At 63.9% G+C, this 14,283-nt stretch carries 11 protein-coding genes; 6 read left to right on the top strand and 5 right to left on the bottom strand.

All coding sequences use genetic code 11. The features are described from left to right. Positions 1-17: 17 nt before the first annotated feature. The 4 genes from acnD to ATY02_RS10970 all read right to left on the bottom strand — a co-directional run bounded on the left by acnD (position 18) and on the right by ATY02_RS10970 (position 5,476). Positions 18-2,630 carry a Fe/S-dependent 2-methylisocitrate dehydratase AcnD gene (gene acnD / locus ATY02_RS10985; RefSeq protein ID WP_068577294.1) on the bottom strand — a complete coding sequence of 871 codons (2,613 nt, stop codon included), beginning with the start codon at positions 2,628-2,630 and terminating at the stop codon, positions 18-20. A gap of 2 nt (positions 2,631-2,632) precedes the next feature. After that, complete coding sequence (gene prpC / locus ATY02_RS10980) at positions 2,633-3,790, bottom strand: 2-methylcitrate synthase (protein WP_068577296.1); 1,158 nt, start codon at positions 3,788-3,790, stop codon at positions 2,633-2,635. A gap of 82 nt (positions 3,791-3,872) precedes the next feature. Further along, positions 3,873-4,757, bottom strand: coding sequence for a methylisocitrate lyase (gene prpB, locus ATY02_RS10975; protein ID WP_068577298.1), 885 nt, complete (start codon positions 4,755-4,757; stop codon positions 3,873-3,875). Further along, positions 4,754-5,476 (bottom strand): GntR family transcriptional regulator, encoded by a 723-nt coding sequence (locus ATY02_RS10970; RefSeq protein WP_068577300.1) that lies wholly within the window; start codon positions 5,474-5,476, stop codon positions 4,754-4,756. The genes prpB and ATY02_RS10970 overlap by 4 nt, the downstream gene beginning before the upstream one ends. A gap of 267 nt (positions 5,477-5,743) precedes the next feature. Here ATY02_RS10970 and ATY02_RS10965 point away from each other — a divergent pair, with 267 nt between their 5' ends. The 4 genes from ATY02_RS10965 to pabB all read left to right on the top strand — a co-directional run bounded on the left by ATY02_RS10965 (position 5,744) and on the right by pabB (position 10,300). Continuing rightward, positions 5,744-6,280, top strand: a complete 537-nt coding sequence (locus tag ATY02_RS10965; protein ID WP_068577302.1) for an ATP-dependent zinc protease — start codon at positions 5,744-5,746, stop codon at positions 6,278-6,280. Between the two features lie 5 nt (positions 6,281-6,285). Continuing rightward, positions 6,286-7,818, top strand: a complete 1,533-nt coding sequence (locus ATY02_RS10960; RefSeq protein WP_068577304.1) for an inactive transglutaminase family protein — start codon at positions 6,286-6,288, stop codon at positions 7,816-7,818. Further along, on the top strand, positions 7,818-8,804 hold the full coding sequence (locus ATY02_RS10955; protein ID WP_022643231.1) for an alpha-L-glutamate ligase-like protein: 987 nt from the start codon (positions 7,818-7,820) through the stop codon (positions 8,802-8,804). The genes ATY02_RS10960 and ATY02_RS10955 overlap by 1 nt, the downstream gene beginning before the upstream one ends. A 152-nt stretch (positions 8,805-8,956) precedes the next feature. Next, complete coding sequence (gene pabB / locus ATY02_RS10950; RefSeq protein ID WP_164823641.1) at positions 8,957-10,300, top strand: aminodeoxychorismate synthase component I; 1,344 nt, start codon at positions 8,957-8,959, stop codon at positions 10,298-10,300. A gap of 133 nt (positions 10,301-10,433) precedes the next feature. Here pabB and thrH read toward each other — a convergent pair whose 3' ends face one another. After that, positions 10,434-11,051, bottom strand: coding sequence for a bifunctional phosphoserine phosphatase/homoserine phosphotransferase ThrH (thrH, locus tag ATY02_RS10945; RefSeq protein ID WP_022643230.1), 618 nt, complete (start codon positions 11,049-11,051; stop codon positions 10,434-10,436). A 441-nt stretch (positions 11,052-11,492) separates the two neighbouring features. On the opposite strand from thrH, the gene ATY02_RS10940 reads away from it, so the two are divergent. Then, complete coding sequence (locus ATY02_RS10940; RefSeq protein WP_068577308.1) at positions 11,493-12,227, top strand: phosphoadenylyl-sulfate reductase; 735 nt, start codon at positions 11,493-11,495, stop codon at positions 12,225-12,227. A gap of 450 nt (positions 12,228-12,677) precedes the next feature. Continuing rightward, entirely contained in the window at positions 12,678-14,225 is a 1,548-nt protein-coding gene (locus ATY02_RS10935) for an NCS1 family nucleobase:cation symporter-1 (RefSeq protein ID WP_068577310.1), read from the top strand. Positions 14,226-14,283: the final 58 nt, after the last annotated feature.

Here is a 14,283-nt window from a genome sequence, read left to right as displayed (position 1 = left end):
CGCCCCCGGTACGTCGCTTAACTGGCTGTGGCCGATTCCAGGAAGTCCTGGGCAAAACGCTGCAGCACACCGCCGGCCTCGTAGATCGACACCTCCTCGGCGGTGTCGAGGCGGCAGGTCACCGGCACCTCGAGCCGCTCGCCATTGTGGCGGTGGATCACCAGGGTCAACTGCGCCCGGGGAGTGCGTTGGCCGAGCACGTCGTAGGTCTCGGTGCCGTCGATGCCCAGGGTCTTGCGGTCGGTGCCCGGCAGGAACTGCAGCGGCAGCACGCCCATGCCCACCAGGTTGGTGCGATGGATACGCTCGAAGCCCTCGGCGACGATCGCCTCGACACCCGCCAGGCGCACGCCCTTGGCCGCCCAGTCGCGGGACGAACCCTGGCCGTAGTCGGCACCGGCGATGATGATCAGCGGCTGCTTGCGCTCCATGTAGGTCTCGATGGCTTCCCACATCCGCGTGACCTTGCCTTCGGGCTCGACACGGGCCAGGGAACCCTTCTTCACCTCGCCATCGACCACCGCCATCTCGTTCACCAACTGCGGGTTGGCGAAGGTCGCGCGCTGGGCGGTCAGGTGATCGCCACGGTGGGTGGCGTAGGAGTTGAAGTCCTCCTCCGGCAGGCCCATCTTCGCCAGGTACTCACCGGCCGCGGAGTCCGCCAGGATGGCGTTGGACGGCGACAGGTGGTCGGTGGTGATGTTGTCCGGCAGCACCGCCAGCGGACGCATGCCCTTGAGCGTGCGCTCCCCGGCCAGCGCGCCTTCCCAGTACGGCGGACGACGGATGTAGGTACTCATCGGGCGCCAGTCGTACAGCGGGCTCTCGGCTTCCTTGACGGTGCCCAGGTCGAACATCGGGATGTAGATCTGGCGGAACTGCTCGGGCTTCACCGAGGCGGCGACAATCGCGTCGATCTCCTCGTCGCTCGGCCACAGGTCCTTCAGGGTCACCGGGTTGCCGGCCTGGTCATGGCCCAGCACGTCCTGCTCGATGTCGAAGCGCACGGTGCCGGCGATCGCATAGGCCACCACCAGCGGCGGCGAGGCGAGGAACGCCTGCTTGGCGTAGGGGTGGATACGGCCGTCGAAGTTGCGGTTGCCCGACAGCACTGCGGTGGCATACAGGTCGCGGTCGATGATTTCCTGCTGGATGACCGGGTCCAGGGCGCCGGACATGCCGTTGCAGGTGGTGCAGGCGTAGGCGACGATGCCGAAGCCGAGCTTCTCCAGCTCCGGCAGCAGGCCGGCCTCTTCCAGGTACAGCTTGGCGACCTTCGAACCCGGCGCGAAGGACGTCTTGACCCAAGGCTGGCGCACCAGGCCCAGGGCGTTGGCCTTCTTCGCCACCAGACCTGCAGCCACCACGTTACGCGGGTTGGAGGTATTGGTGCAGCTGGTGATCGCCGCGATGATCACCGCGCCATCGGGCATCAGGCCCTCGGCTTGTTCGACCTTGCCGGCGGCCAGCTTGGTTTCGTCGGCGATACCCCGCTCGGCCAGGGCCGAGGTCGGCAAGCGCCGGTGCGGGTTGGACGGACCGGCCATGTTGCGCACCACGGTGGACAGATCGAATGTCAGCACCCGCTCGTATTCCGCAGTGACCAGGGCATCGGCCCACAGGCCGGTGGTCTTGGCATAGTTCTCCACCAGGGCCACCTGCTCCGGCTCGCGACCGGTGAGCTTGAGGTAGTCGATGGTCTGCTGGTCGATGTAGAACATCGACGCGGTGGCACCGTACTCCGGGCACATGTTGGAGATGGTCGCGCGGTCGCCAACGGACAGGCTGTCGGCCCCTTCGCCGAAGAACTCGACGTAGGCACCCACCACCTTTTCCTTGCGCAGGAACTCGGTCAGGGCCAGGACGATGTCGGTGGCGGTGATCCCGGGCTGGCGCTTGCCGGTGAGCTTGACGCCGACGATGTCGGGCAGGCGCATCATCGACGCGCGACCGAGCATCACGGTCTCCGCCTCCAGGCCACCGACGCCGATGGCGATCACGCCCAGCGCATCGACGTGGGGGGTATGGCTGTCGGTGCCGACGCAGGTGTCGGGGAAGGCCACGCCGCCGCGCGCCTGGATCACCGGGCTCATTTTCTCCAGGTTGATCTGGTGCATGATGCCGTTGCCGGCGGGGATCACATCGACGTTCTTGAACGCGGTCTTGGTCCACTCGATGAAGTGGAAGCGGTCCTCGTTGCGGCGCTCCTCGACGGCGCGGTTCTTCTCGAAGGCGTCCGGGTCGAAACCGCCGAATTCCACGGCCAGGGAGTGGTCGACGATCAGCTGGGTCGGCACCACCGGGTTGACCAGGGCCGGGTCGCCACCCTGGTCGGCGATCGCATCGCGCAGGCCGGCCAGGTCCACCAGCGCGGTCTGGCCGAGAATGTCGTGGCAGACCACGCGGGCCGGGTACCAGGGGAAGTCGAGGTCGCGCTTGCGCTCGATCAGTTGCTTCAGCGAGTCGGTGAGCTGCGCCGGGTCGCACCGGCGCACCAGTTGTTCGGCCAGCACCCGGGAGGTGTACGGCAGGCCGGCGTAGGCACCCGGGGCGATGGCATCCACCGCCTCGCGGGTGTCGAAGTAGTCCAGCGCCGTACCAGGCAGGTTCTTGCGGTATTGGCTGTTCATGATTACTTGCGGTCCTTCAGGGGCACGAACTTCAGGTCTTCCGGGCCAACGTAGTTGGCGCTCGGGCGGATGATCTTGCCGTCGATGCGTTGCTCGATGACGTGGGAAGACCAGCCGGAAGTACGGGCGATCACGAACAGCGGGGTGAACATGGCGGTGGGCACGCCCATCATGTGGTAGCTGACGGCACTGAACCAATCGAGGTTGGGGAACATCTTCTTGATTTCCCACATGGTCGATTCCAGGCGCTCGGCGATGTCGAACATCTTGCTGTTGCTCTGCTCGACGGACAGCTCGCGGGCCACTTCCTTGATCACCTTGTTGCGCGGGTCGGACACGGTGTAGACCGGATGGCCGAAGCCGATCACCACTTCCTTCTTCTCGACGCGGGCGCGGATGTCAGCTTCCGCTTCGTCCGGGTTGTCGTAGCGCTTCTGGATCTCGAAGGCCACCTCGTTGGCGCCACCGTGCTTGGGACCGCGCAATGCGCCGATGGCCCCGGCGATGCAGGAGAACATGTCGGAACCGGTACCGGCAATCACCCGTGAGGTGAAGGTGGAGGCGTTGAATTCGTGCTCGGCATAGAGGATCAGCGAGGTGTGCATGGCGCGCACCCACGACTCACGCGGCTTCTCGCCGTGCAGCAGGTGCAGGAAATGGCCGCCGATGGAATCGTCGTCGGTCTCCACGTCGATGCGCTTGCCGTTGTGGCTGAAGTGGTACCAGTAGAGCAACGCAGAACCGAGGCACGCCATCAGCTTGTCGGCGATGTCACGGGCGCCCGGATGGTTGTGGTCGTCCTTCTCCGGCGACAGGCAACCCAGCACGGAAACGGCGGTGCGCATCACGTCCATCGGGTGGGCGGACGGCGGCAGTTGCTCCAGCGCCACCTTGACCCCGGCCGGCAGGCCGCGCAGGGCCTTGAGCTTGGCCTTGTAGCCCGTCAGCTCGGCGACGTTCGGCAGCTTGCCATGGACCAGCAGGTGGGCAATTTCCTCGAATTCGCAGGAGGTGGCGAAGTCGAGGATGTCATAACCGCGGTAGTGCAGGTCGTTGCCGGTACGGCCGACGGTGCACAGGGCCGTGTTGCCGGCGGCGGTGCCGCTCAGGGCCACGGATTTCTTCGGCTTGAAGGCGGTGGTGGTTTCGCTGGGGCTCATCGCGTGAATCTCCTCATTTTTATCCGGTTGCTTGCGTCTTGTTATATCCGCAGGCCGCTCCCGGGGAGCGGCCCGGGTCCGGTCATTTCTTGGCAGCGAACAGGGCGTCGAGCTTCTGCTCGAAAGCGTGGTAGCCGATGCGGTCGTACAGTTCGGCACGAGTCTGCATCAGATCGATGACCTCTTTTTGATGGCCATCGCGGCGAATAGCGGTGTAGACCGCCTCGGCCGCCTTGTTGGCGGCACGGAAGGCCGACAGCGGGTAGAGCTGGATGGCGACGCCCACCGACGCCAGCTCATCGCGGGAGAACAGCGGGGTGGCGCCGAACTCGGTGATGTTGGCCAGCACGGGCACATCGAGGGCATCGACGAAGCGCTTGTAGGTCGGCAGGTCGTAGGCGGCCTCGGCGAAGATGCCGTCGGCGCCCGCCTCCACATAACGCTGGCAGCGCTCGATGGCGGCGTCCACGCCCTCGGCCTGGATGGCGTCGGTCCGAGCGATAAGGAAGAAATTCGGGTCGGTCTTGGCATCGGCGGCGGCGCGTACGCGATCGACCATCTCCTCGGTGGAAACGATTTCCTTGCCCGGACGGTGGCCGCAACGCTTGGCACCCACCTGATCCTCGATATGGGCGGCGGCGGCGCCGGCCTTGATCAGGTTCTTGACGGTGCGCTCGATGTTGAAGGCGCTGGGGCCGAAACCGGTGTCGATGTCCACCAGCAACGGCAGGTCGCAGACGTCGGTGATGCGGCGCACGTCGGTGAGCACGTCGTCCAGGGTGTTGATGCCCAGGTCCGGCAGGCCCAGGGAGCCGGCGGCGACACCGCCACCGGAGAGGTAGATGGCCTTGAAGCCGGCACGCTTGGCCAGCAGCGCGTGGTTGGCGTTGATGGCGCCGATGACCTGCAGCGGATGTTCCTCGGCAATGGCGTCGCGGAAGCGCTGGCCGGCGGTTTTCTGACTCATGACTCACCTCGTGTCTTGGACGGGTTGACGAGCGCTTCCTGGTAATGGCGCTCGATATTGCGCTTGGAGGCACCGATATGACGGCGCATCAGCAACTCGGCCAGTTCGCCGTCTCGGTCGGCGATGGCATCGAGAATTCGGTGGTGTTCGGCGAAAGCCTGGCGCGGCCGGTTCGGCACGCTGGAGAACTGCAGGCGGTACATGCGCACCAGTTGGTAGAGCTCGCCGCAAAGCATCTTGGTCAGGGTCTGGTTGGCAGCGCCCTGGATGATCCGGTAATGGAAGTCGAAATCCCCTTCCTGCTGGTAATAGCCAACACCAGCCTGGAACGCCGCATCGCGCTCATGGGTCTCCAGCACGCGGCGCAGTTCGTCGATCTCGGCCACGCTCATGCGTTCGGCCGCCAGGCGACAAGCCATGCCTTCCAGGGATTCGCGGATTTCGTAGAGTTCGATCAGCTCGGCATGGCTCAGGGAAACCACCCGGGCCCCGACATGGGGCACGCGCACCAGCAGGCGCTGGCCCTCCAGGCGGTGGATGGCCTCGCGCAGCGGACCACGGCTGATGCCGTAGGTGCGGGCCAACTCCGGCTCGGAGATCTTGCTGCCCGGGGCGATCTCGCCCTTGACGATGGCGGCCTGGATACGCCGGAAGACGTTTTCGGAAAGGGTCTCGGAGTCGTCTTGGGCCGGCGTCGAGGGTTCCAGTTGATCCAGCATATTGTCGACACCTTTAAAATCAATGAGGCGAAAATTAGCCAATAGCCCCATCGCAGTCAAAGGAAAAATAGAGATTGTCGACAATCGTCTAATAACTGATTGCATCAAAACGAGACAAAAGGCCCACCCCCGGCGCTGGCGCCATAAAACCAGCATGCTAGAATGCCGCCCGCATCGGCCTGTCATCTTTTTATGGCAAGCACACGAGGGAGCTTGCGCAGCAATGCCGGTCGCCTTGAACTGAAGAACCCATGACCACCAGGATCTATGACTCTCAAGGCCCTTCTCCCACTGCTCTGCCTATTCATCCTTCCTGGCACCGGCTTCGCCGCCGGCAAGACCGTCTACGGCTTGAATGAATACGCCCAACTTGCAGGCATCGACCTGGAGGTCGCCGCCAAGCTCGACACCGGGGCCAAGACCGCCTCCCTGAGTGCCCGCGACATCAAGCGCTTCAAGCGCGATGGCGAATCCTGGGTGCGTTTCTACCTGGCCATCGACACGGCTCATTCCCACCCCATCGAACGCCCCCTGGCACGGGTCAGCAAGATCAAGCGCCGCGCCGGCGACTATGATCCCGATGAGGGCAAGAACTACACCGCACGCCCGGTGATCGCCCTGCAGGTCTGCATGGGCAGCGCTTTACGCAGTATCGAAGTGAACTTGACCGACCGTAGCGCATTCCAATACCCGCTTTTGATCGGCTCCGAAGCCCTCAAGCGCTTCGATGCGCTGGTCGACCCCAGTCTTAAATACGCTGCTGGCAAACCTGCCTGCGCCACTGACGCTCATACCGCAGAGTAATTCCAATGCGCTCTCTTACCCTCCATCTGAAAGTCCTGATCGCCGTATTGGTGGTGCTGGGCATTTCGATCACGGCTTATCAGATCTTCGTGCTTGGCATTCCGGTGACCGAGGACGCCACTGACGATCTGTGGAACATCGATGCCAAGGTCGAGTTCGTCGCCAACGGCAAGGACCCGATCAAGATCCAGATGTTCGTGCCGCCCCTGAGCCGCGACTATGTGAGCCTCAACGAGAGTTTCATTTCCAACAACTATGGCGTGGCGGTGAACCGCGTCGATGGCAATCGCAAGGTCACCTGGTCGGCACGCCGGGCCAAGGGCAACCAGACCCTGTACTACCGCCTGGTCCTGACCAAGCGCTACAGCGCCGAGAAAGCCAAGGTCAAGGGCCCGACCTTCCGCGACAGCATGGCCATCGAAGGGCCGGAGAAGATTGCCGCCGACGCCCTGCTGGCGCCGATCCGCCAGCATTCGGCGGACGTCGAGACCTTCATCAGCGAAGCCATCAAGCGGGTCAACAACGCCAGCGACGACAATGCCAAGCTGCTGCTGGCCGGCGACTCCTCCAGCGCCAACAAGGCCAAGATTGTCGAGCTGCTGCTGTCCATCGCCCATGTGCCGGCCGAGAAGGTCCACACCATCCGCCTGGTGGCCGACCAGCCGCAGACTCCGGAGCTGTGGCTGCGCAGCTTCAACGGCACCGACTGGCTGTACTTCAACCCCGAGACCGGCGAGCAGGGCCTGCCCAGCGATCGCCTGCTGTGGTGGACCGGCGACGACAACCTGATCACCGTCGATGGCGGCAAGAAAGCCAACGTCACCTTCAGCATGAACAACAGCGAGATGAACGCCATCCGCCTGGCCAAGCTGACCGACGAGAACACCGACGCCAACTTCCTCGAATACTCGCTCTACGGCCTGCCGCTGCAAACCCAGCAGACCTTCATGATCATGGTGATGATCCCCATCGGCGTGCTGGTGATCCTGGTGCTGCGCAACCTGATCGGCCTGCAGACCCTGGGCACCTTCACCCCGGTGCTGATCGCCCTGGCCTTTCGCGAGACCCAGCTGGGCTTCGGCATCGCGCTGTTCACCGTGATCACTGCCCTGGGCCTGTCGCTGCGCTCCTACCTGGAACACCTGAAGCTGCAGATGCTGCCGCGCCTGTCGGTGGTGCTGACCTTCGTGGTGGTGCTGATCGCCGCCATCAGCCTGTTCAGCCACAAGCTGGGCCTGGAGCGCGGCTTGTCGGTGGCGCTGTTCCCGATGGTGATCCTGACCATGACCATCGAGCGCCTGTCCATCACCTGGGAAGAACGTGGCGGCGGCCATGCGATGAAAGTCGCGATCGGCACGCTGTTCGCCGCCTCCCTGGCGCACCTGATCATGAGCGTGCCGGAGCTGACGTACTTCGTCTTCACCTTCCCGGCGATGCTGCTGATCCTGGTGGGCTTCATGCTGGCCATGGGTCGCTACCGCGGCTACCGGCTGACGGAGCTGGTGCGTTTCAAAGCCTTCGTCAAGGCTGACTCCTGATGTTCGGCCTGTGGAAGACCTGGAAGGCCCTGGAAGCGCGCGGGATCATGGGCATCAACCGGCGTAACGCCGACTACGTGCTCAAGTACAACAAGCGCAGCCTGTACCCCATCGTCGATGACAAGATCATCACCAAGGAACGGGCGCTCAAGGCCGGCATCCACGTACCGGAACTGTACGGGGTGATCTCCACCGAGAAGGAAATCGACAAGCTCGACGAGATCATCGGTGGGCGCAACGACTTCGTCATCAAGCCAGCCCAGGGCGCCGGCGGCGATGGCATCCTGGTGATCGCCGACCGCTTCGAGGGCCGCTATCGCACGGTCTCCGGGAAGATCATCAGCCATGAGGAAATCGAGCATCAGATCTCCAGCATTCTCACCGGCCTGTACTCCCTGGGCGGCCACCGCGACCGCGCGCTGATCGAGTACCGGGTAACCCCGGACCAGATCTTCAAGAGCATCAGCTACGAAGGCGTGCCGGACATCCGCATCATCGTGCTCATGGGCTACCCGGTGATGGCCATGCTACGCCTGCCGACCCGCCAGTCCGGCGGCAAGGCCAACCTGCACCAGGGCGCCATCGGCGTCGGGGTCGACCTGGCCACCGGCCTGACCCTGCGCGGCACCTGGCTGAACAACATCATCACCAAGCACCCGGATACCACCAACGCGGTAGACGGCGTGCAGCTGCCCTACTGGGACGGTTTCATGAAGCTGGCGGCCGGTTGCTACGAGCTGTGCGGCCTGGGCTACATCGGCGTGGACATGGTGCTGGACCAGGACAAGGGGCCGTTGATTCTCGAGCTCAACGCCCGCCCGGGCCTGAACATCCAGATCGCCAACGACTGCGGCCTGACCCAGCGCACCCACGCCATCGAGGCCCACCTGGAACAGCTCAAGGCCCAGGGCATCGAGGAAAGCGTCGAGGAGCGGGTGCGTTTCGCCCAGCAGCTGTTCGGCCATATCCCCGCCGTGGAAGGCTGATCGCGGCTGCCTGAAGGTCCTGGCGCAGCCGGTGGCCATGGCCAATGCAAGCGGTACGTCGCAAACCACTCCATTGCCGACCTCCCCCCTAGGAGCAAATCCCCGGGGGGACTACAATCGCCAGCCGCGCCCCGATGGCTGATCTGCCCCGCATGTTGACCTGTTCCGTACACCCGCTCCCCTATCGTGACAATCCCGCCGACTACTTCGCGGCAATCGAACACGCCCCCGGCGCCGTGCTGCTCGATAGCGGCCGCCCCAGCGCCGAGCGCGGCCGCTACGACCTGCTCAGTGCCTGGCCCCTGGCGCAACTGACGGTGGCCGCCGAGGAAAGTGGCGGCGCATTCCTCCAACGCCTGCGGGACAACCTGGCGCAACTGGGCCCGGCACAGATTCCCGCCCCCTACGACCTGCCGTTCGCCGGCGGCCTGATCGGCTACCTGAGCTATGACTTCGGCCGGCACCTGGAGCGCATGCCCAGCCAGGCCCGGGACGACCTGCACCTGCCCGATGCACGCCTGGGCCTGTATGCCTGGGCGCTGGTCAACGATCACCAGGCGGGCACCAGCCAACTGGTGTTCCATCCCAGCCTGGCACCGAGCGAGCGCCAGCGCCTGCTCCAGCTATTCAGTCAGCCGCTGCCGGCACCCAGCACCTCGTTCCAGCTGACCAGCCCCATGCAGGCCGACCTTGGCGCCGATGACTATCGCCAGGCTTTCGAACGCATCCAGCACTACATCCGGTCCGGCGATTGCTACCAGGTGAATTTCGCCCAGCGCTTTCGCGGCCGGTACCAGGGCGATCCATGGGTGGCCTACCGTGCGCTGCGCGCGGCCTGCCCCACGCCGTTCTCCGGCTTCCAGCGCTTGCCCGACGGTGGCGCGGTGCTGAGCCTGTCACCGGAACGCTTCGTTCATGTCAGCCAGGGCCGGGTGGAAACCCGGCCGATCAAGGGTACCCGCCCCCGCGGCCGGGATGCCGCCGAGGACGCGGCCAGCGCCGCCGAACTGCTGGCCAGCCCCAAGGACCGGGCGGAAAACCTGATGATCGTCGACCTACTGCGCAATGACCTGGGGCGCACCTGCCGCATCGGCTCGGTGCGGGTGCCGGAGCTGTTCAGCCTGGAGAGCTACCCCAACGTCCACCACCTGGTGAGCAGCGTCACCGGCGAGCTGGCGGCAGACAAGGACGCCCTGGACCTGATCGCCGGCAGCTTCCCTGGCGGCTCGATCACCGGCGCGCCGAAGATCCGCTCGATGCAGATCATCGATGAGCTCGAACCCACGCGCCGGGCGCTGTATTGCGGCTCGCTGCTGTACCTGGACGTGCGCGGGGAAATGGACAGCTCCATCGCCATCCGCAGCCTGCTGGCCAAGGACGGGCAGATCAGTTGCTGGGGCGGCGGCGGAATCGTGGCCGACTCGGACTGGCAGGCTGAATACCAGGAGTCGATCACCAAGGTGCAAGTCCTGCTGGACACCCTGCAGCAGCTCTGACGACAGCTGCCCGCAGGAGCTGATGGTAGCGGCTACCCGATCTCGCGGCCGCCACGCGCCCGTACACAGCCTGCGGCAGCGGCTACGCGAAGCCTGATCCCCCGCGCGATTGCCGCCGCACGCGGCCTGGTCGTTACAGGCTCAGGCTACGGTTGGAGGCCTTGAGGAACTCCTGCTTGAGCTCGGCGAAGCTGTGCACCGCCGGGAACTGCGGGAACTCGCGGATCACGTTGTCCGGCGCGTGGAACAGGATGCCGGCATCCGCCTCGCCGAGCATGGTGGTGTCGTTGTAGGAGTCGCCGGCGGCGATCACCCGGTAGTACAGGCTCTTGAAGGCCAGCACCGACTGGCGCTTGGGGTCCTTCTGGCGCAACTGGTAGCCGGTGACGCGACCGCTGTCATCGGTGACCAGGCGGTGGCACAACAAGGTCGGGAAACCCAACTGGCGCATCAGCGGCTGGGAGAACTCATAGAAGGTGTCGGAGAGGATCACCACCTGGAAGCGCTCGCGCAGCCAGTTGACGAACTCCACCGCGCCGTCCAGCGGCTTGAGGGTGGCGATCACTTCCTGGATGTCCGAGAGCTTCAGGCCGTGCTCGTCGAGAATGCGCAGGCGCTGCTTCATCAGTACGTCGTAGTCGGGAATATCCCGGGTGGTGGCCTTGAGGGATTCAATCCCGGTTTTTTCAGCAAAGGCGATCCAGATTTCCGGGACCAGTACACCTTCCAGATCGAGACAGGCGATTTCCACAAGACACTCCCATTGGTTCTGATTATTGATATTGAGCGAGCAAAAGGACGGCCGAACTATAGGGTCTGTTGCCGTTTCGGCGCAAACCGCGTTGCCGCGTCAAATGGCGCCAGGCTAGGCGTAGGACGCAGGCAATGGTCGCTCCCTTGCCAAGTCCTGCAACGACGCATGGCGCCATTTGCCGCGCAACCCGAAGGGACGGGCCGGTTTTAGCGCGGCGCGTCGTTACTCGACGGCTCATTTGGAATGCCAAACCTCGCGTCTCGTGCCTAGCTCCGCGCTAAAACCGGCTCCGGCGCGGTCGCGGCGAAATGGCAACAGACCCTAGCGACTCGCCCCCATGGGCGCAACGCAGACGAACGCGCCAGGGCCGGGTGGATTTTGCTAAGATCGCCCCCCTATAGAGCGCACAGCGCCACCGACCTGTAGGAAACCGCCCTGATGACCCCATCGTTCGATGTCGCTGAACTCGCCGCGACCTATGCCAACAAATCCGCCCAGGACATTCTCAAGCTGGCTTTCTCCCAGTTCGGCGATGACCTGTGGATCTCCTTCAGCGGTGCCGAGGATGTGGTGCTGGTGGACATGGCCTGGAAGCTGAACAAGAACGTCAGGGTCTTCAGCCTCGACACCGGGCGCCTGCACCCGGAGACCTACCGCTTCATCGACCAGGTGCGCGAACACTACAAGATCGACATCGAGCTGATCTCGCCGGATCACAGCAAGCTCGAACCCTTCGTCAAGGAAAAGGGCCTGTTCAGTTTCTACAAGGATGGCCATGGCGAATGCTGCGGCATCCGCAAGATCGAACCCCTGCGGCGCAAGCTGTCCACCGTCAGTGCCTGGGCCACCGGCCAGCGCCGCGACCAGAGCCCGGGCACCCGCAGCCAGGTAGCGGTCCTGGAGATCGACAGCGCTTTCTCCACCCCGGAGCGCACGCTGTACAAGTTCAACCCGCTGGCGCAGATGAGCAGCGAGGAGATCTGGGGCTATATCCGCATGCTCGAACTGCCGTACAACAGCCTGCACGAACGCGGTTTCATCAGCATCGGCTGCGAGCCCTGCACCCGCCCGGTCCTGCCCAACCAGCACGAACGCGAAGGTCGCTGGTGGTGGGAAGAAGCCACCCAGAAGGAATGCGGCCTGCACGCCGGCAACCTCATCGGCAAAGCCTGAACCCGCCCGGCGCTCGTTCGAGCGCCGACAGAGCAAACGTGTACACATAAATGTCACCCAGAGTGCCATTTTTGTGTGCACTTCAAGCACCATCCGCCCTGAAAAGTTACACCGCGATCTCCTCGCGGATTCCACGGCTGGCACCTGAAAAATAAATACCTGTTCAAATGGTCAATTTTTATTCACACCATTTCAACGAGTTATGCCTTCTAAATAACGAAACGAAATCAGCAGTAAAAAGCATAGTGCTGGAACTGGCATAGAAGTGGCTTGAGTCGAAGCATGTTTTGTATACAAAAATAATCAAAACATACATACACTCACTGTCCGCACGCTTGCCCCGACTCAAGCTGCAGACGTCCCGAACCCAGTGATTCCCCACCTGCGACGAAGATTGTCCGGCCCAGGCTCGGCAGTGTCATCCAGGGATGGAATCAGGAGTACGCCGGCATGCACACCCGCCCTTCCAATGACATCGCACTGGACCCGCCCTCCTCCCTGCACTCCCACAACCTCCAGCAACCGGTGGTCGACACGTCTTGGGAACCCGTCACCCTCAGCCCACGCCTGCATAACAACGACTTGGCCCCCACCAAGATCGAAGGCCGGCGCTGGGGCGGCTACAGCATCTTCGCCCTGTGGACCAACGATGTGCACAACATCGCCAACTACTCCTTCGCCATCGGCCTGTATGCCCTGGGCCTGGGTGGCTGGCAGATCCTCTTGGCGCTGGCCATCGGCGCGGCTCTGGTCTATGGCTTCATGAACCTGTCCGGCTACATGGGACAGAAGACCGGCGTACCGTTCCCGGTCATCAGCCGGATCAGCTTCGGCATCCACGGCGCGCAGATTCCGGCATTGATCCGCGCCGTGATCGCCATCGCCTGGTTCGGTATCCAGACCTACCTGGCCTCGGTGGTGTTTCGCGTACTGCTCACCGCCATCCACCCGGGCTTCGCCGCCTACGACCATGACTCGATCCTCGGCCTGTCGACCCTGGGCTGGGCTTGCTTCGTGATCATCTGGCTGGTGCAGCTGGCGATCCTGGCCTACGGCATGGAGACCATCCGCCGCTACGAAGCCTTCGCCGGCCCGATCATCCTGTTGACCGTGGCCTGCCTCGCCGGATGGATGTACACCCAGGCCGACGGGCACATTGCCTGGTCGATCCGCGAGCCACTGAGCGGTGGTGAAATGTGGCGGCAGATCTTTGCCGGCGGCACGCTGTGGCTGGCGATCTACGGCACGATGGTGCTCAACTTCTGTGACTTCGCCCGCTCCGCGCCATGCCGCAAGACCATCACCGTGGGCAACTTCTGGGGCCTGCCGGTGAACATCCTGGTGTTCGCCAGCATCACGGTGCTGCTGTGCGGCGCACAACTGCAGATCAACGGCAAGATCATCGCCAGCCCCACCGACATCATCGCCTCGATCCCCAGCACCCCATTCCTGGTCCTGGGGTGCCTGGCGTTCCTGATCGTCACCGTGGCAGTGAACATCATGGCCAACTTCGTAGCCCCGGCCTTCGTTCTCAGCAACCTGGCTCCCAAGTACCTGAACTTCCGCCGCGCAGGACTGATCAGCGCCTCCATCGCGGTGCTGATCCTGCCGTGGAACCTGTACAACAGCCCATTGGTGATCGTGTACTTCCTGTCGGGCCTGGGGGCGTTGCTGGGGCCACTGTACGGCGTGATCATGGTGGACTACTGGATCCTGCGCAAAGGCCGGGTCAACGTGCCGCAGCTGTACAGCGAAGACCCTCAAGGACCGTACTTCTACAGCCACGGCGTCAACCTGCGAGCAGTGGCGGCATTCGTTCCCGCCGCGCTGATCGCCATTACCCTGGCCCTGGTGCCCGGGTTTGCCAGCGTCTCGCCATTCTCCTGGCTGATCGGCGCCGGCATCGCCGGCCTGCTGTACCTGATCATCGCCAGGCGCCAACCCTACTATGCGGACATCGACGGCGAATCGATCGCCGTGGACAACGCCAGCCATTGATCGATGTAAATGGCCCGGCATGCCGGGCCTGGACTCAGCCAACCACCAAGGAACCCCA

This window comes from Pseudomonas sp. BIOMIG1BAC (genome assembly GCF_001705995.2).
In the GTDB taxonomy this organism is placed as follows: domain Bacteria; phylum Pseudomonadota; class Gammaproteobacteria; order Pseudomonadales; family Pseudomonadaceae; genus Aquipseudomonas; species Aquipseudomonas sessilinigenes.
This window is presented reverse-complemented; position numbering and strand designations above follow the sequence as displayed.